The organism is Sorangium sp. So ce296, assembly GCF_051529605.1.
Taxonomy (GTDB): Bacteria; Myxococcota_A; Polyangia; order Polyangiales; family Polyangiaceae; genus Sorangium; species Sorangium cellulosum_D.
Genome location: NZ_CP150325.1, coordinates 5,108,038 through 5,124,279, shown reverse-complemented (window position 1 = coordinate 5,124,279; position 16,242 = coordinate 5,108,038). Strand labels below are relative to the sequence as shown.

Below are 16,242 nucleotides of genomic sequence, written 5' to 3'. Positions count from 1 at the left end.
CTCCTCGGGCAGGTCGAGCGCCGATGTGACTGCATCCTCGCTCGCCGCTCGCCGCCGTACCACGCTTCCATCGGGCGCAGCCGGCACCGCAGGGTGCGAAGGCGCCGCCGCGGCGGCGCGGGCCGACCGCGTACGGCCTCCGGATCGACGGTGCCGGTCCCCCCGACGGCCGCTCCGCAGCCCGGCTCTCCGGTGCCCGCACCTCCCGGGCGGACGCAGCCGCACGAGGAGGCGACCGAGTTGCGCCGCAGTTCGCACGCCCGACCCCGTGCGCGGCGGCGTTGCGTGATACAAGAGCGCACCGTGAAGGAAGGCGCTGAGACCAGCCGGAGCGAGCTGCTCACGAAGGCGCTGGAGCCGGTCCTCGCGTTCTTCGACAACATCGGCAACATCGTCACGCTGACATTCCAGACGCTCGTCTGGCTCGTGCGCCCGCCGTTTCGTCCCGCGCAGTTCCTGGCGGCGATGGACTTCATGGGCGCGCAGTCGGTCTTCATCGTCGGCCTGACCGGCGTCTTCAGCGGCATGGTCGTGACGCTGCAGACGTCTTACGCGCTGCGCGCGTTCAGCGCCGAGGGCCGCGTCGGCGGCCTCGTCGCGGTCTCGCTGGCGCGCGAGCTCGCGCCGGTCTTCTCGGCGATCATGGTCACCGCCCGCGCTGGCAGCGCCATGGCCGCGGAGCTCGGCAACATGCGCGTCACCGAGCAGATCGACGCGATCGCGACGATGGGCGTGAGCCCCGTGCAGTACCTGCTCTCGCCGCGGCTCTTCGCCGCGACGGTGATGCTGCCGCTCCTGTGCATCCTCTACACGAGCGTCGGCATGTGCGGCTCGTACCTGGTCGCCGTGCTCTGGCTCGGCGGCGACGAGGGCGCGTTCTTCCAGAGCATCCGCGACTTCGCCTTGCCCAAGGACATCTCGATGGGGCTCATCAAGGCGTGCGTCTTCGGCTTCATCGTCTCGTCGATCTCGTGCCGCCACGGCTTCTTCGCCTCGGGCGGCGCGCGCGGCGTCGGCGTCGCGACCACGCGCGCCGTCGTCGAGAGCTGCGTCACCGTGCTCGTCACGAACTACATCCTGACGCAGCTGCTGCTCGACATGTGAGCCGCGCGGCCCGCCCCTCCCTCACCGCGCGCCGCGCGCTCGGGGATGAGGACCCCGCTACGCTCGCCGAGCCCGGCGAGTCGATCGACGACACCGAGGCGGCCGATCTGGAGTGATCCGGCACACCAACAAAGGCTTCCGGCGCGTGCCCGAGACCTTCCGGCGCCCTCCGGAAGCTTCCGTCGCCGAAACGAAGCCTTCCGGCGCGCTCGTGAGCACGACATTTCGTGCACTTAGGAGTGCCGGCCCTGCTCCCGGCGCCGTCCGGCATTCGCCGGAGCACGAATTTCCGACGAATTTCGCGTCCCGCCCCGCGACGGAAGCCTTCGTTCCCGTGACGGAAGCTTCCGGGCCCGCGACGGAAGCCTTCGTTCCCGTGACGGAAGCTTCCGGGCCTGCGACGGAAGCCTTCGTTCCCGTGACGGCGCCCCCCTTCATATCCACCGTAGGCCCCCGGAGAGGGTGTTCTCGGCGCGGGGCAGGGGGGTGGGGATGGGCCGATGTCTGAGCCCGAGATGTGGGTCATCCGGCTTGCCGGATGGCTCACATCTCGGGCGAGTTCGGCGGGGCCCCGCCCCCCTGCCCCGCGCCGAGAACACCCTCTCCGGGGGCCGGGCCTACCGCAACGAGCTCGGCGGCTCCGGCTCCCGCAGCGCGATCAGCGCCGGCGACAGCTGCACCGGGTACCGCGCCGGCGCCCGCAGGTGGGCGACCGCGTGCGGCAGCAGCTGCCGCGCCGCGATCGAGCGCTCGCGCCCCGCGCTCGGCGGCTCGGGCGCCTCCAGGGCGTGCCCGCCGCGCATCACCGCGCGCGCGAGCGGCGCGAGCCGCGCGGCCCCGAGCGAGCGCGGCGCCAGCATCCGCTCGTGCGCCAGGTGGATCACGTCGCAGGCCGCGCGCCCCGCCTCGTCGTAGTAGCGCGCCACCATCTTGCGCCCCGCGATCACGTCGCCGCGATCGCTCGTCCCCTGCCGCAGCGCCCACGCGCCCGACTCCTCGAGCGCCACGAGCTCGTAGCGCGCCGCGGGCAGCGCGCCCTCCGGCTCCGCGAGCCCCGTCGCGATCCAGCCGCCGGCGGTCGTCCCCACGCGCCGCGCCTCGAGGAGCAGCGCCTCCTCCTCGTGGCCCCCGAGGTCGACCATCCGATCGGCGTACCAGGGCCAGCTGCCTTCGAGCGGCGACGGCGGCGGCGCGAGCTCGCCGAGCTCGATCCCCGCCTCGCCGCGGAACGGGATCCCGAGCGCCGTGGCCGCGAGCGCGCTCGTCGTCGCCGCCGCCCCGCCCACGTGCGCCGCGCGGGCGAGCGCCAGCGCCTCCTCGGCGAACGGCACCCGCGCCGACGACCCGTCGACGACCGCGCCGCCGTCCGCCGCGATGTGGAGCCGCGCCGCCCGCGTCGCCGCGGCCGTGCCCCGGCGGAGCGCCGGCACGAGCAGCGCGCCCACGAGGAGCGCCTCGATGAACGGCCCCTCCACCGCGACGACCGGCGTGCCCGGGAAGGCGATCGTCCCGTCGGGCATCGCGTCGATGTCGATCGAGATCGGCGCGCCGGCGAGCCGCTCCACGAGCGCGTCGCTGAGGCCGCAGGCCTCGCGCGCCGCGAAGACCGCCCCCGCGTCGAGGCGCGCGTCGTTGAGCGCGAGCGCGTCGAGCGCCGCCTCGACGCCCGCGACCACGAGGAAGCCCGTGTGCGGCGGCATCGCCGTGAAGGCGAGCTCGAAGCTCGCGCGCCGGTCGGCGACCCCCGCGTGGAGCAGGCGCTCGGCGTCGAGCAGCGCGCGTCCGTCGGTGAGCAGCGGGCTCGCTCGCAGCATGGCCGCCGGCATCGGCGTCGCTCAGAGCCGCGCGGCCAGCGTCCGGGTGCCGGCGACCGTCGAGGCCTCGTCGAAGAGGAACGGCAGGATCACGGTCGGCAGGTCGAGCTCGCGGCGCAGGCGGGCCAGGCTCTCGTGCTGCACCGACTCGCGCATCGCCCGCCGCGCGCCGGCCACGACGGCGCTCTCGGCGGTGTGCGCCGCGCGCGCCGGCGCCTGGATGTCGAGCCGCCCCGGCTCGGCGAGCAGCGCCCGCCGCTCCTCGGGCGAGAACAGCGGCGGCAGCACGCCGTTGATGATCAGCCGGTGGACCGGCAGGCCGAGCTCGCCCCGGACCTCCGCCACGAGCTCGACGGTCTCGGTGGCCGGCATCTCCTCCGGGAGCGTCACCACGACGACCCCGCTCCGCGCGGGGTCCCTGAACATCGCCCACGCCGCCTCGGCGTCGCGGCGCAGGATGCCCGGCGGCGCCACGTCGAGGATCACCTTGGGCACGCGCAGCATGTCCACGCCGTGCCCGGTCGCGGGCGCGTCGAGCAGGACCACGTCGAAGCGGTGGGAGCCGTCCGGCAGCAGCTCGGTCGTGTGGAACCAGGCCTTGCCGAGCATCGCCCACTCGAACAGCCCCGGCACCGCGCGGAAGAAGGTGCGCGTGTACTTGTTGTCGAACACGAGATCGGCCGCGGCGCGCACCTTGAGGACCATCTCGCCGTACTCCCTGAGGGCCTTGTCCGGCGAGATGTTCACGGCCCACACGCGCTCGGCCACGTGGGTGACCTCCTGGCCGATCGGCTTCGTGCCGAGGATGGCCGAGAGCCGCTCCTTCGTGTTGCACATCGCGACGAGGACGCGCTTGCCGCGGGCGGCGAAGGCGAGGGCGAGCGCGCCGGAGATCGTCGTCTTCCCGACGCCTCCCTTGCCGGTCACGAACAGGAAGCGCCGGCCCTCGAGCTCCGGCAGATCCTGGCCGAGCCCGCCCGCTTCTGAGGCTAGATGGGCGATGGTCATTCCGCGTCTGCCGAGTTAGGCGCGAGCTCGGGCGAACGCAACCCGGATCAAGGAAGCGGCCTCTGCTATGCATCACGTATGCGCATCACCGAGCGACACCTCGAACCGCTGAACCGACGCTTCCAGGGCGCGTCGCCCGTCGAGCTCCTGCGTTTCGTCCGCGAGACCTTCGGCCCCCGCGCGGCCCTCATGAGCAGCATGCAGCGGGCCGGGACCGCGCTGTGCCACATGGCCGACCGGGCCGGGCTCTCCTTCGACGTCATCTTCGTCGACACCGGCGTGCTCCACGCCGAGACGCTCGCCACGCGCGACGAGCTCGCGCGCACCCACCCGAACCTGCGCGTCGTCACGCTCTCGCCCGAGCGCACGTTCGCGCAGCAGACGCGCGACGAGGGGCTGCTCTACCTCTCGAAGGAGGGGCAGGAGCGGTGCTGCGACCTCCGCAAGTCGGCCCCGCTCCACGCCATCCGGGGCCGCTACGACGCGCTCGTCGCCGCGCTCCGCCGGGGCGAGGGCGGCGCCCGCGCCAAGGTCGCGCCGTTCGGCCTCGACCCCGCGAACAACGTCCTCCGCGTCCACCCGTTCGCGTCGCTGAGCGGCGAGGAGCTCGACGCGTACTTCGCGGCGCACCCGGACGCGATCGAGAACCCGCTGCACGCGATGGGCTTCCGCACCATCGGCTGCTTCCCGTGCACGACGCCCGTCCTGCCCGACGAGCCCGAGCGCGCCGGCCGCTGGCGCCACCTGGCGAGCGTCGAGTACTGCGGCATCAACCCGGTCGACCGGGGCGACACCGACGGCGGCGTCGACCTCGACGACCGGTACGAGCGCCTCTTCGCCGCGTGACGCTCCGCCTGCGCCTCTTCGCCGCGTGACGATCCGCCTGCGAAACCCGGTTCGCGGCAGCTCGATCTTGACTCAAACGGCATGCAGGGAGATTTGCCCCACATGCCGGCGAGCTACTTCGACGTAGACGGCACCCTGGTCACGACCAACCTCGTGCACCCCACGGTGTTCTACATGCTGAACCAGCCGACGCCGATGCACAGCTTGGCGAAGCTCGGCCGTGCCCTGGTGAAGGCGCCATGGATGGCGATGGCGGAGCTCCAGGATCGGCGCCTCTTCAACGAGCTGCTCTTCAGCTCGTTCGATGGCGTCTCCGAGGATCGCCTGGTGGCGCTCGCCGAGGAGGCGTTCGCGAAGGTGCTCAAGCCGGCGATCTACGCCAAGGCGCGCGACCTCGTGAAGTGCAGCCTCGACAAGGGGCACGACGTGGTCCTCATCTCCGGCGCGCTGGATTTCTTGATGCAGCTGCTGGCCGAGCACCTGGGCGCGACCGGCATCATCGCGAACCGCCTCGAGGTGAAGGACGGCTTCGCGACGGGCAAGCTCCTGCGCCCCGTGGTGGCCGGGCCCGAGAAGGCGCGGCTCATCCGCGAGCACGCCCACGCGCACGGGCACAACCTCGACGAGTGCTTCGGCTACTCGGACAGCTACTCGGACGTCCCGATGCTCTCGGTCGTCGGCTACCCCGCGGCGGTGAACCCGGACCGCAAGCTCAAGCTGCTCGCGCAGGCCTACCACTGGCCGATCCTCGAACTCGCCGCATGACCCCGGCCCCTCCCGCACGGCGGCGGGAGACCACCTTGCAGCCCAACACGTCGCACCACCTGCTCTGAAAGCCCCATGAGCCATCCTTGCGTCGTCACGCTAGACAGCCGCAGCGCCCCCCGGGTGCTCTTCTCAGGCGACCAGCTGGTCGAGGTCGACCTGCCCACCGGCACCCGGGTGCTCTACGCGAAGCCGCCCCTCGAGCCGCTGAAGGACGTCGACGCCGCGATCCGCTACGCGATCAACCACCCGCACAACTCGGAGCCGCTCTACGCGAAGCTCCGCCCGGGGATGAAGGTCACGATCGCGGTGGACGACATCTCGCTGCCGCTGCCCCCGATGAAGCGGCCGGACATCCGCGAGCGGGTGCTCACCATCGTGCTCGATCTGCTCTCGGACTACGGCGTCGACGACGTCGAGATCATCATCGCCACGAGCGTCCACCGGCGGATGAAGGACTGGGAGGTCCGCCACATCGTCGGCGACCGGATCTTCAACGCCTACTGGCCGAAGAAGCTCTACAACCACGACGCCGAGAACCTCGCCAACATGAAGTACCTCGGCACGACCGACGCCGGCGAGGAGGTCGAGCTCAACAAGCGCGCGGTCGACAGCGACCTCGTGATCTACGTGAACCTGAACCTCGTCCCGATGGACGGCGGGCACAAGTCGGTCTCGGTCGGCCTGTGCGGGTACCGGAGCCTGCGCGCGCACCACAACCCGCGGGTGATGCGCGACTGCTACTCGTACATGGACCCGAAGAGCTCGGCGCTGCACACGAGCGTCGAGCGCATGGGCCGGCTGGCCAACAAGAAGCTCAACGTCTTCACGATCGAGACGACGATCAACAACCGCATGTTCGATCGCCCGCTCGAGTTCCTCGCCCGGAACGAGGACGACCTGAGCGCGGGCGAGAAGAGCGCGCTGCGCGCCCTCCGCTTCACGCTGTCGAAGGTGCCGCAGCCCGCGCGCCAGGCGATCTTCCAGCGCGTCCCCTCGCCGTACGGCGTGACCGGCGTGTTCGCCGGCGAGACCGAGGCGGTCCACGAGCACACGCTGAAGCGCAGCTTCGACCAGTACCTCGTCCCGGTCACGGGCCAGGCCGACATCCTGATCACGGGCATCCCGTACATCAGCCCGTACAACGTGAACTCGTTCCTGAACCCGCTGCTCGTGCAGGTGATGGCGAACGGCTACCTGTTCAACCTCTACCGGGGCGCGCCGATGCTCAAGAAGGGGGGGACGATGATCATCCTCCACCCCTGCACCGACCTGTTCGACAACGAGCACCACGCCCCGTACATCGAGTTCGTGCACCGGCTGCTGCCGGAGACGCGCGACGCGATGGAGCTGCACAAGCGCTACGAGAAGAAGTTCTCGGAGAACCCCGCCTACATCGAGATGTACCGCTTCGGGCACGCGTACCACCCGACCCACCCCTTCTTCATGTGGTACTGGGGCGAGGCGGGCCGGCAGCACATCGGCCGGATGATCGTGGTCGGCGCCGACAACGAGTACATCCCGCAGCTGCTCGGCTGGGAGACGGCGCGCACGATGGACGAGGCGCTCCGGATGGCGAAGCAGTCGGCCCCGCCCACGCCGGAGATCATGGCCCTGCACACGCCGCCGATCTTCATGGCCGACATGACGGCGTAGCGGGCGCGCGGCCCGCGGGAGGCGCCACGATGCGGCTGCACCTCATCGACGGCACCTACGAGCTCTTCCGCGCCCATTTCTCCAAGCGGCCCGGGCACCGCGCGCCCGGCGGCTGGGACGCGAAGGCCACGGTGGGCGTCGTCGCCTCGCTGCTCGCGCTGCTGCGCCACGCGGACGAGGAGGTCACGCACCTCGCCGTCGCCTTCGACAACCCGATCCGCTCGTTCAGGAACGACCTGTTCGCCGGGTACAAGAGCGACGAGGGCATGGATCCCGCGCTGCGCGCGCAGTTCGATCCGGTCGAGGAGGCGGTGCGCGCGCTCGGGGTCGTCGTCTGGTCGATGGACGCCTTCGAGGCGGACGACGCGCTCGCGACGGCGGCGGCGCGGTTCCAGGGCGACGTGGCGCAGGTGCGCATCCTCAGCCCGGACAAGGACTTCGGGCAGTGCCTCTCGGGCGATCGGGTCGTGCAGGTCGATCGCCGGAAGGAGCGCGTCATCGACGAGGCGGCGATGCGCGCCGCGCGGGGCGTGGCCCCGGCGAGCATCCCGGACTTCCTCGCGCTGACCGGGGACGACGCCGACGGCATCCCGGGGCTCGCGGGCATCGGCGAGCGCACAGCGGCCGCGCTGCTCGGCGCCTACGGGCACATCGAGCGGATCCCGGACGACCCGGCGGCGTGGTCGGTGCCGGTGCGCGGCGCGGATCGGGTCGCGCGCGCGCTGGTCGAGCAGCGGGAGGACGCGCTGCTCTACCGCACGCTGGCGACGCTCCGGACCGACGTGCCGCTCGCGGAGCGCCTCGACGACCTGCGCTTCCGCGGCGTGCCGCGCGGCCGCTTCGAGGCGTGGTGCGACGCGCTGGACGTGCGCACGCTGAAGTCGCGGCCGACGCGCTGGGAGTGAGCCACAGGTGAGCCGGGCGGAGCGCGCCGCGCGGCGTACGCCCGTCCGGTCGTCAGCCGCCGCGCGGCGGGTAGACGCCGGCTCCTCCGAACGAGGAGGCGAGAAACGCGAGCGCTCGCTCCAGCGTTCCGAAGCAGGGCACGCCGGCGGCCCGCAGCGTCGGCACGTCGATCATCCGCGTCATGGGCCATTGATCGACCGTGGGCTTGTAGACGCGCCCGGGCGGGAAGTGATCGCTGAGCCATCCCTTGATGTCGCGCGTCCGCTCCCAATCATCGCCGTGCTCCCAGCGCGTCCCCGGCAGGAGACCAGGTCGCTCCTGACCGTCCGGACCGATGAGGGGGCGGCCAGCCATGCGCTCGACGCAGGGCAAGAAGAGTACCTCGTACTCGCGGCACATCAGCACGACCGCCACGGGGAAGGGCGGATCGATCTCGCGCACCCAGGAAGCCATCTGCGGCCCTCGTTCTCTGGGACAGGCGTCGTCTTCGTCGCGAAGGATGAGCAGCGCACCAGCGTCGCGCTTGGCGCGAACGAGGCCGATCCCCTTCTCGATCCCCCTGCGCTGATGCGTGTTCTTGCAGGTGATGGCGCGTGCCCAGTGCTGCCAGTGACCGGCTTCGTGCCAGAGCCGTGTGATCAGGTTCTCCGCGGCTCCCAGCTCGCCTTCCCCCTCGACGAGGATGTAGCCCTTCATTGCCTTATTCCGCGGCGGCGAAGGGCAGCTCCTGCTGCAGCCCCTCCATGCGCATGACCTCGCCGAGGGTCATGAGCCCGCTCTTGACCACCTCCCGCTGGCTCGCGCGCATCGGCGCGACCACCGTCTCCCCCTCGGCGCGCATCACCACGCGGACCTCCTCGGGCTCGACGAGGTCGAGGAGCTCCGGGCTGTGCGTCGTCACGATGACCTGGCTCCGCTTCGTCGCCTGCTTCAGGTGATCGTAGAGGAGCGGGATGGCGCCCGGATGCACGGTGAGTTCGGGCTCCTCCACGCCGATCACCGGTACGGACGGCTCCTGGAGGAGCGCCGTGATGATGCCAGCGACGCGCAACGTCCCGTCCGACTCCTGCGTGGCGTCGAACCACTTCGGCTTCTTGTTCGGCGATACGTGCTGGAACTGGACGACGAGGTAGCTCGCGGCCTGCGCCACCTTGATGTCGAGCGTGTCGCCGGTGAGCTTGTTGAGCGCCGCGATGAGGTCCGGCTTCCATGTGGCGGCGGGTTGGTCCTTCAGGACGGAGACCCAGTTGTCGCCGTGCCGGCTCATCGGCTTGGTGGGGCTGTACTTCTGCGGAGCTCGCAGGGTGTCCGGGAAGATCGCGTACACGGCGATGTTCTGGAGCGCGTGGACGAGCTCCTCGAAGCGCTCGTCGCCTCCGATCAGCTGCAAGGCCAGGTTCTTCTTGTCCAGCGGTGGCCGGAGCCCCTCCGGCCCGTCCTGCCACTTACCGCCGCTGACCCGGAAACGGAAGCGTCCGTTGCCGCGGATGACCTCCGCGTCCTCCGATTTGACCTCGTACTCCTCGGCGCTCGATCCGGTCAGCTCGAAGCCGTACTCAGCCCTCCCGGACGGCAGCGTGAGGCCCACCCGGAGGACGACGTTAAACGGGTGCCCGCCGCTCCAGCGACGGACCGCCCCGATCCCGTGGCGCATGGTGATCGCTCCCGAGAGACCCATGTGCATCGCATCCGCGACGAACCGCAACGCGTCCATGACGTTGCTCTTTCCGGATCCGTTCGGTCCGACGAGCACGGTGAGCTTCCCGAACTCGATCCGGACGTTCTCGCCGAGGCTCCGGTAGTTCGAGACGGTCAGGTGGGTGATCATGCGTGCTCCAGCGGGCTCTTCCGATCGGGTGATGCGCTCGTGCGCGAGGAGTATACCGCCTCATGCCTCCGGCTTAGGGCGAGCCTACTCCCGCGGGCGCGCGGCATCGCCGTCGGGTGCACGATCCGCTCCGAACGAGCGCTCGCCGGCTCCCCCGAAACGGAAAAAACGGCGGCTGCCGCGGCGCACGACCTACCGCGCTACTTCGCCGGGAGCGGCGCGGGCGCCCTGAGCTCGGCGAGCACGCGCTCGCGGATGAGCGGCAGCGGAGGCGACCCGTGCGCGAGGAGCGCGTCGTGGAATCGGCGCAGCGAGAACGCCGCGCCCAGGGCCGCCTTCGCCTCCTCGCGGAGCTTCAGGATCTGGAGCTTGCCGAGCGTGTAGGCGAAATAGCCGGGGTCGAACGTCGCGCGCAGCGCCTGCTCCCGCGCCGTCGCGCGGTCCTGGGCGCAGTCGTCGACGAAGCGGCGCTCGGCCTCGTCGAGCCCCATGCCCTCGGCGTGCACGCCGAGCGACACGACCACCCTGCAGTTGCGCAGCAGCGCGTCCGCGAGCTGACCGAGCCGGCTCTGCGGGTCCTCCTTGCCGAACCCCTGCTCGATCATCATCTGCTCGGCGTAGTGGGCCCAGCCCTCGACGAACGAGTAGCTCTCGAACATCCGCTGCGCCTCGGTCGGCGCCCGGTTCAGCCACAGGCCCTGGACGAAGTGCCCCGGGTAGACCTCGTGCACGGTCGTCGAGAGCAGCGTCCCGCGCGGCATCACGTACTCTTCCTGCTCCTTCTTGGGCCAGGATGGGTCGGGCTTCGTGATGTAGTAGAACGCCTCGAGCCCCTTCCGCTCGAACGGCCCCGGCGCGTCGAGGAACGCGGAGTTCCAGCGCATGTACGGCGGCGTCTCCTTCACGATCGCCCGCTCGTCGGACGGCAGGCTCACGATCTCCCGGTCGACGACGAACCTGCGCGACGCCTCCATCACCCGCGTCGCCTCGGCGAGGAGCTGCTCCGCCTTCGGCCGGGTGGGCTTCACCTTCCTGGCGAGCTCCTGGTAGGCCGCCTTGTTCGCCGCGAGGTCCTCCTCGCCCATCCTCTTGAACTCGGCGAGCGGGATCGAGAGCCCCTCCTGCGCGAGGAGGAGCTTCCTGTACCGCGCCTCGCCGAGCACGTGGCTCGCGTCGCCCTTCGGCAGCTCGACCTTGGCGAGGTGCTCGGCGAGCCGCTCCGCCGCGTCGGCGAGCGCCGCGTTCGTCTTCTCGAGATCGGCCTGGAACGCGGCGTCGCCCACGCCCTTCAGCAGCTTCACGACGTCGCCGCGCAGGTACTCGGCGTAGCCCCGGAAGATCTTCGCGGCGACCTCGACCACCGGCTTCGGCAGCGGGCTCGCGAGGTTCTCGAGGACGCGCGGCACCTGCGCCAGCGCCGCCTTCTCGTGCTCGAGGAGGCGCCTCGCGCGCTCGGGCAGCGGCGCATACGCGCGATCGAGGTAGTGGTTCACGCCGAACAGCTCGCCGTAGAACTGCGGCCGCCGGCGCCACTCCTCGAGATCCCTGCCGTTGAAGAGCTTGAGGTCGATCTGCTGGAGCAGGAGCGCGCGATCGAGCGCCTCGTCCGGCGAGAGCGCCGCGGCGTCGATGGCGGCGAGGGCCGCGCGATCGCGCTCCAGGCGCGCGAGCCTCCGCTCGATCGCCGCCGCGGAGTAGTCGCCGACCTTGCCGTCCTGCTCGTGCAGCCCGCGCGATCGCGCGAACGCCGGCTCGTCCGCCACCCACTCGCGCACGATCCGGCCGCGCAGCGCCGCGAACGGCTCCCGCGGCGCCTCGTCTGGCCGCGCGGGCGCCGCGGGCGTTGCGGCTGCGGGAGGCGCCGCCGCGCGCGGGGCCTCGCCGGCGGACGGAGGCGGCGCCGAGGCGCTCCCGCTGCAGGCGGCGATCGGCGCGAGCGCCGCGGCGAGCGCCACGAGGCGGCGCGAGCGGGGGCGGCGGGCGGGCGTGGGGGCAGGTGCGGCCATGGCGGGCCGGAGCCTCTCAAACCGGCCCGGGCGGGTCAACGGCGCAGGCCACCGACTACCCGCGGATCGCTCGATCGATGATCGCGTCCACGTGCGAGAGCGCGTGGTCGAGGTCGAAGCAGCGCGCGAGCTCGTCCGGGGCGAGCAGCGCCGCGACGTCGGCGTCCTTGGCGAGGTTGTCGCGGAAGCGGCCCTCGCCCGCGATGGCGCGCATCGCGCAGCGCTGCACCATCTCGTAGGCCGCCTGCCGCGGCCGGCCCTTCTGCACGAGCGACAGCAGCACCGCCTCGCTGAAGAAGAGCTCGCCCGTGCGATCGAGGTTCTCGCGCATCTTCTCGGGGTAGACGACCAGCCCGTCGACGAGCCCCGCGGCGCGATCGAGCATGAACCCGAGCGTCGAGGTCGCGTCGGGGGCGATCATCCGCTCGACCGACGAGTGCGAGATGTCGCGCTCGTGCCACAGCGGCACGTTCTCGAGCGCGGGGATCACCGCCGCGCGCACGATTCGCGCGAGGCCGCACAGGTTCTCGCTGAGGATGGGGTTGCGCTTGTGGGGCATCGCGCTCGAGCCCTTCTGGCCCACGGAGAAGCGCTCCTCCGCCTCGCGGACCTCGGTGCGCTGCCAGTGCCGCACGTTGGTCGCGAGCCGCTCGATGCCCGCCGCGATGAGCGAGAGCGCGGCGAAGAACTCGGCGTGGCGGTCGCGCGCGACGATCTGCGTCGAGACCGTCTCGGGGCGCAGGCCCAGGGCGGCGAGCGCGCGCTCCTCGATGCGCGGCGACAGGTGCGCGTACGTCCCGACGGCGCCGGCGATCTTCCCGACCGCGATCGCCTCGCGCGCGGCGCGCAGGCGCGCCCGGCCGCGCTTCATCTCGGCGAGGTGGCCCGCGAGCGCCAGGCCGAACGTGATCGGCTCGGCGGCGATGCCGTGGCTCCTGCCGATCATCGGGGTGCGCCGGTGCTCGTCCGCGCGCCGCGCGAGCGCGTCGCAGAGCTTGTCGAGCCGCGTCGAGAGCAGGTCCGCCGCGCGGACGAGCAGGATCGCGAGGCTCGTGTCGAGCACGTCGCTCGAGGTCATCCCCCGGTGCAGCCACCGCGCCCCCTCGCCCGCCAGCTCCTCGACGTGGGTCAGGAAGGCGATGACGTCGTGCTTGACCGTGCGCTCGATCGACTCGATCCGCTCCGGATCCAGCGAGAGCTGCTTCGCCCGGATCCCTTGCGCGACGCCTGCGGGCACGAGGCCTTCGGCTTCCATCGCCTCGCAGGCGGCGAGCTCCACCTCGAGCCAGGTCGAGAATCGGGTGGCGGGCGACCAGAGCTCTTCGAATTCGGACGGGGTATAGCGGGGGATCATGGGCGGGACGCTGCGAAGGTCTGGAGGGTGCGTCAAGGATGGAGTGGTCCTGGACGCGCGCCGACGTTTGGAGCGCGCCGCGCGGCGCTTGCGGTCGCGCGGCGCGCTCCAAACGTTGGCGCCCGATGCCTACCGAAGCACCGGCGCCCGCGCGCCCCGACCAGGGCAGGTCGGTCGTCCGCCCGCCGTCCACCGAGAGCGATGCCGCGCCCGAGACCTTGCCCGCGGGGGCGAACGAGCCGACCGGAGCCGCCAGGGCGCCGGCGGACCTCCCGGGCCAGCCCGGGCGGGGTGAGCCCGCGGGGCGCGCCGTGGACGCCGCCCCCCCCGCGAGCGAGCCGGCCCGCGCGAGCGCGCGCGCCGGTCGCCGCGTGAAGCCGTACATCGTCGTGGTCGCGATGGACCTGTCCGAGCCGGGTGGGCGGGCGTGGCGCTTCGCCTTCGATCTCGCGGCGCTCCGGGGCGAGACCGAGATCCACGCCGTCGTCGTCGGCCCGCGGCAGGTCGCCCCCGCGGTGTGCGACGTGACGGTCCCGGGCGCGTCGTCGCCGCCCTCGCTGCGGGTGCTCCAGCACCGCTTCGCGGACGGCCAGGCCCGGCTCATGGCGATGCACTTCCGCACCGGCCGCCCCGACAAGGCCATCGTCTCGCTCGCCCGGGAGCTCAGCGCCGATCTCATCGTGGTGGCCACGCACCCGCAGTCGCCGCTCCAGCGGCTGTTCGGCGGCTCGACCGCCGATCGGATCGCGCGGAACGCGCCGTGCCCGGTCGTGGTCGTGCGCCCCAAGGAGGACGACGACGCCGACGCGGCCGAGTACGACCCCAGGCTGCGCTGACGGCCGGCGCGCGGCCTGCCCCGCGCCGCTCTTCCCCTGGCGCGACGACCTGCCGCGCGCTGACGCCCGCGCGCGCCCGACTTACCGCGCGCCGGAGGCCGGCGGCGCGCTGGCCTCCGCCGCCGGGCCGAGCTTGTCGGGCGCGCTGACGCCCTCGGCCGTGCCCCCCTCGCGCGTGTCGGCGTAGCCCCACGCCACGCCGGCGGCGTCGACGAGGATGTTGTTCGCGTCGCCGATCGGCATCGGATCCAGCACGACGGCGTGCCCCCGCCGCGCGAGGTCGTCGAGCGCGGCCTGCGGCGGCGGCGTCAGCCGCTCGACGCGCACCCGGTCCGGCATCCACTGGTGGTGGACGCGCGCGTGCCGGACCGCCTCGTCGATGGTCATCCCGTGATCGACCAGGTTGCGGAGCACCTGGGCCACGGTGTTCGGGATCGTGTCGCCGCCGGGCGAGCCGAGGAGGAGCGCGATCTTGCCGTCCCGGCTGACGATCGTGGGCGTCATCGAGCTCGCCATGCGCTTGCCCGGCGCGACGGCGTTGATGCCCGTCTCCGAGAACGCGCCCATCGCGTTGCCGAGCAGGATGCCCGTCCCGGGGATCACGATCTTCGCGCCGAAGCTCGCCGACTGCGTGGTCGTGCACGAGACCGCGTTGCCCTGCGCGTCGATCACCGAGAAGTGCGTCGTCTGCGGGGACTCCGGCAGAAGAGCGTCCGCCGCGCTCGCGATGTCGCCCGCCGGCGTGGCGCGCTCCGGGTCGATGGGCGGGCTGCGGCGCATCAGGGTGCTCCCGTCGAGGAGCCTCGCGAGCAGCTGCCCCGTCTCGGGCGGGGCGAAATCCGGGTCGGCGCCCACCTTGCGCCGATCCGCGTACGCCCGCTTCGCCGCCTCGACGAACAGGTGCAGCGACAGCCCGGAGTCGGCGGGGGCCTCGTGCGCCTTCACCCGCTCCAGCGTGAGCATGATCTCCGCGAGCGCGACGCCGCCCATCGACGGGGGCGGCATCGTGTCGACGGTGAAGCCGCGGTACGAGAACCGGAGCGGCGCGCGCCATTTGGCCTGGTAGGCCCGCAGGTCGTCCTCGGTGATGTGGCCGCCGCGCTCGCGCATCGCCGCGGCGATCTTCCGGGCGATCGCGCCCTCGTAGAACGCGCGCGGCCCCTCGGCGGCGAGCGTCTCCAGGGTGCGGGCGAGATCGAGCTGGCGCACCAGCTCGCCCTGGGCGAGCGGCCCCTTGCCCCGCCCCCAGACGGCGCTCGCGGCGCGATCGGCCCTCAGCCGCGGCCACGCCCAGCGCAGCGTCAGCGCCTGCCGCGCGCCGAGGCGGTGCCCCTTGCGCGCCAGGGAGATCGCGGGGGCCAGGAGCTCGGCGAACGGCCGCGTGCCGAACCGCTCGTGCGCCAGGGCGAGGCCGGCGACCGAGCCCGGCACGCCGGCCGACGCGTAGCCGTGCGCCCCGGCGCGCACCATGGCCATGTTCGACGCGGTGGTCACCGACGCGGGCGCGGCCTCGCGGAAGTCGATCGCCTGCGTCTCGCCGTTCGCGAGGCGGACCATCATGAAGCCGCCGCCGCCGATGTTGCCCGCGCTCGGGTGCGTCACCGCCAGCGCGAACGCGACGGCCACCGCCGCGTCGATCGCGTTTCCCCCGCGCCGCAGCACGTCCGCGCCGGCGCGCGTCGCGTGCTCCTCGACCGAGGTCACGAGCCCCGCGTCGCCGCGCACCGCCCGCGCGCCCCCCGAGGCGAGCGCGATCGGCGGATCCGGGGGCAGCGGCTCCGGCGCCGCCGCCGGGGCTGCCGGCTGCACCGCGGCGATCGCGGCCTTGGCCACCGCGGCGGCGCTCCCGGGGGCCGGCGCGCTGGAGGCGGCGGGCGCCGCCGCGGGCGGGGCGGGCGGCGTGCGGGCCTCGCAGCCGGCGAGCAGCGCGAGGGCGAGCACCCAGCGCGGCCTCGAACGACGATGCAGGGTCATCAGGGTGGGCGCGAATCTACTACGGTGCCGGAGAAAGCCAGGCCGGGCCGCGCAGGGCGACCCGGCCCGGGGATCGGTTCATGGCGCGAGGCGCGCTCCCCGGCGGCGCGCGACGGGCCGCGGAGGAGCCTCGCCTGGAGGCGCC

13 protein-coding genes are annotated in these 16,242 nt (G+C 72.6%); 6 read left to right on the top strand and 7 right to left on the bottom strand.

Features of this window, described 5'->3' with window-relative positions; genetic code table 11:
* Positions 1-303: 303 nt before the first annotated feature.
* Complete coding sequence (locus tag WME98_RS19045; protein WP_129580327.1) at positions 304-1,104, top strand: MlaE family ABC transporter permease; 801 nt, start codon at positions 304-306, stop codon at positions 1,102-1,104.
* A 617-nt stretch (positions 1,105-1,721) separates the two neighbouring features.
* Here WME98_RS19045 and WME98_RS19040 read toward each other — a convergent pair.
* Entirely contained in the window at positions 1,722-2,918 is a 1,197-nt protein-coding gene (locus WME98_RS19040; RefSeq protein WP_437952559.1) for a hypothetical protein, read from the bottom strand.
* 21 nt (positions 2,919-2,939) lie between these two features.
* Positions 2,940-3,926 carry an ArsA family ATPase gene (locus WME98_RS19035; protein WP_437952558.1) on the bottom strand — a complete coding sequence of 329 codons (987 nt, stop codon included), beginning with the start codon at positions 3,924-3,926 and terminating at the stop codon, positions 2,940-2,942.
* Between the two features lie 78 nt (positions 3,927-4,004).
* On the opposite strand from WME98_RS19035, the gene WME98_RS19030 reads away from it, so the two are divergent.
* The 4 genes from WME98_RS19030 (at position 4,005) to WME98_RS19015 (ending at position 8,098) form a co-directional block, all read left to right on the top strand.
* A complete protein-coding gene (locus WME98_RS19030; RefSeq protein ID WP_437952557.1) occupies positions 4,005-4,772 on the top strand; it encodes a phosphoadenylyl-sulfate reductase in 768 nt (255 codons plus the stop codon).
* A gap of 102 nt (positions 4,773-4,874) precedes the next feature.
* Positions 4,875-5,537 (top strand): HAD family hydrolase, encoded by a 663-nt coding sequence (locus WME98_RS19025; protein ID WP_020741513.1) that lies wholly within the window; start codon positions 4,875-4,877, stop codon positions 5,535-5,537.
* 75 nt (positions 5,538-5,612) lie between these two features.
* Positions 5,613-7,193 (top strand): lactate racemase domain-containing protein, encoded by a 1,581-nt coding sequence (locus WME98_RS19020; protein ID WP_437316374.1) that lies wholly within the window; start codon positions 5,613-5,615, stop codon positions 7,191-7,193.
* Positions 7,194-7,222: 29 nt separating this feature from the next.
* Entirely contained in the window at positions 7,223-8,098 is an 876-nt protein-coding gene (locus tag WME98_RS19015) for a 5'-3' exonuclease (protein WP_437952556.1), read from the top strand.
* A 52-nt stretch (positions 8,099-8,150) separates the two neighbouring features.
* Here WME98_RS19015 and WME98_RS19010 read toward each other — a convergent pair whose 3' ends face one another.
* From WME98_RS19010 to purB, 4 genes are all read right to left on the bottom strand, one after another.
* Positions 8,151-8,795 (bottom strand): DUF4276 family protein, encoded by a 645-nt coding sequence (locus WME98_RS19010; RefSeq protein ID WP_437952555.1) that lies wholly within the window; start codon positions 8,793-8,795, stop codon positions 8,151-8,153.
* A gap of 4 nt (positions 8,796-8,799) precedes the next feature.
* Positions 8,800-9,927 carry an AAA family ATPase gene (locus WME98_RS19005; RefSeq protein ID WP_437952554.1) on the bottom strand — a complete coding sequence of 376 codons (1,128 nt, stop codon included), beginning with the start codon at positions 9,925-9,927 and terminating at the stop codon, positions 8,800-8,802.
* A 200-nt stretch (positions 9,928-10,127) separates the two neighbouring features.
* Positions 10,128-11,933: a DUF885 domain-containing protein gene (locus WME98_RS19000; protein ID WP_437952553.1), complete on the bottom strand. Its 1,806-nt coding sequence runs from the start codon at positions 11,931-11,933 to the stop codon at positions 10,128-10,130.
* 55 nt (positions 11,934-11,988) lie between these two features.
* Positions 11,989-13,287 carry an adenylosuccinate lyase gene (purB, locus tag WME98_RS18995; RefSeq protein ID WP_437952552.1) on the bottom strand — a complete coding sequence of 433 codons (1,299 nt, stop codon included), beginning with the start codon at positions 13,285-13,287 and terminating at the stop codon, positions 11,989-11,991.
* Positions 13,288-13,412: 125 nt separating this feature from the next.
* Between purB and WME98_RS18990 the strand changes: the two genes are divergently transcribed.
* Positions 13,413-14,123 carry a universal stress protein gene (locus WME98_RS18990; RefSeq protein ID WP_061621733.1) on the top strand — a complete coding sequence of 237 codons (711 nt, stop codon included), beginning with the start codon at positions 13,413-13,415 and terminating at the stop codon, positions 14,121-14,123.
* An 81-nt stretch (positions 14,124-14,204) separates the two neighbouring features.
* On the opposite strand, the gene ggt is transcribed toward WME98_RS18990, so the two are convergent.
* The gene (gene ggt / locus WME98_RS18985) at positions 14,205-16,097 is read right to left on the bottom strand and encodes a gamma-glutamyltransferase (protein WP_437952551.1); all 1,893 of its coding nucleotides are present in this window, start codon (positions 16,095-16,097) and stop codon (positions 14,205-14,207) included.
* Positions 16,098-16,242: the final 145 nt, after the last annotated feature.

Excerpts from the sequence above, each read along its gene's own strand:
- WME98_RS19040 (WP_437952559.1), bottom strand. The coding sequence starts at position 2,918 with ATGCTGCGAGCGAGCCCGCTGCTCACCGACGGACGCGCGCTGCTCGAC.
- WME98_RS19035 (WP_437952558.1), bottom strand. The coding sequence starts at position 3,926 with ATGACCATCGCCCATCTAGCCTCAGAAGCGGGCGGGCTCGGCCAGGAT.
- WME98_RS19030 (WP_437952557.1), top strand. The coding sequence starts at position 4,005 with ATGCGCATCACCGAGCGACACCTCGAACCGCTGAACCGACGCTTCCAG.
- WME98_RS19025 (WP_020741513.1), top strand. The coding sequence starts at position 4,875 with ATGCCGGCGAGCTACTTCGACGTAGACGGCACCCTGGTCACGACCAAC.
- WME98_RS19020 (WP_437316374.1), top strand. The coding sequence starts at position 5,613 with ATGAGCCATCCTTGCGTCGTCACGCTAGACAGCCGCAGCGCCCCCCGG.
- WME98_RS19015 (WP_437952556.1), top strand. The coding sequence starts at position 7,223 with ATGCGGCTGCACCTCATCGACGGCACCTACGAGCTCTTCCGCGCCCAT.
- WME98_RS19010 (WP_437952555.1), bottom strand. The coding sequence starts at position 8,795 with ATGAAGGGCTACATCCTCGTCGAGGGGGAAGGCGAGCTGGGAGCCGCG.
- WME98_RS19005 (WP_437952554.1), bottom strand. The coding sequence starts at position 9,927 with ATGATCACCCACCTGACCGTCTCGAACTACCGGAGCCTCGGCGAGAAC.
- WME98_RS19000 (WP_437952553.1), bottom strand. The coding sequence starts at position 11,933 with ATGGCCGCACCTGCCCCCACGCCCGCCCGCCGCCCCCGCTCGCGCCGC.
- purB (WP_437952552.1), bottom strand. The coding sequence starts at position 13,287 with ATGATCCCCCGCTATACCCCGTCCGAATTCGAAGAGCTCTGGTCGCCC.
- WME98_RS18990 (WP_061621733.1), top strand. The coding sequence starts at position 13,413 with ATGCCTACCGAAGCACCGGCGCCCGCGCGCCCCGACCAGGGCAGGTCG.
- ggt (WP_437952551.1), bottom strand. The coding sequence starts at position 16,097 with ATGACCCTGCATCGTCGTTCGAGGCCGCGCTGGGTGCTCGCCCTCGCG.